The sequence below is a fragment of the Vibrio sp. Y176 genome (assembly GCF_033438945.1).
Map to the genome: position 1 here is coordinate 1 of NZ_JAWOQS010001029.1, position 547 is coordinate 547.

Genomic DNA, 547 nt, shown 5'->3' on the forward strand with positions numbered 1-547 from the left:
GGTGAGCTTATTTTCGTTTTGCTCTCGGATAATTGCGTCCAGTGTCGATTTCGCTTCTTTTACGCAAGGAGTAAGTAAGCGAGAGCGGCAGCTAAATAAACGTTCATCAAACAACGGAACGTGATGCTCTCCTCGTTGGCGATCCAATGTCGCGGCTTGATTCGCCATGTGTTCTAAACTTTGCGAAAGTTGTTCGATGTTCATGATAAACCTACAAACCAAGCGTCATAAGCCAGCTTAATCGCCAATACGCTCACGACCGTGACAAAAACGGGACGAATGAACTTAGAGCCGAATCGAATTGCAGAATGCGCACCAACAAATGCCCCAGCCATTAAACACACACCCATTGTTAAGCCTAGCACCCAGTTAATGTGACCTAAAATAGCGAAAGTAATAAGTGAGGTAAAATTACTGGTGAAGTTCATTGCTTTGGCTAAACCAGAGGCGAGCAATATATTGAGACGGTACAGCGCCATAGAACTTACAGTCCAAAACGCGCCTGTTCCTGGACCGGCTAATCCATCGTAAAAACCAATCGACAAAC

The 547-nt window shown here is 45.2% G+C and carries 2 protein-coding genes; both read right to left on the reverse strand.

The genetic code is table 11. From position 1 onward, the window contains the following. On the reverse strand, positions 1-204 hold a 204-nt coding region (priC, locus tag R7O13_RS30010), incomplete at its 3' end, for a primosomal replication protein PriC (protein WP_318305608.1). Then, positions 201-547: TSUP family transporter (locus R7O13_RS30015; protein WP_318305609.1), on the reverse strand; the 347-nt coding region annotated here is incomplete at its 5' end. The genes priC and R7O13_RS30015, both read right to left, overlap by 4 nt.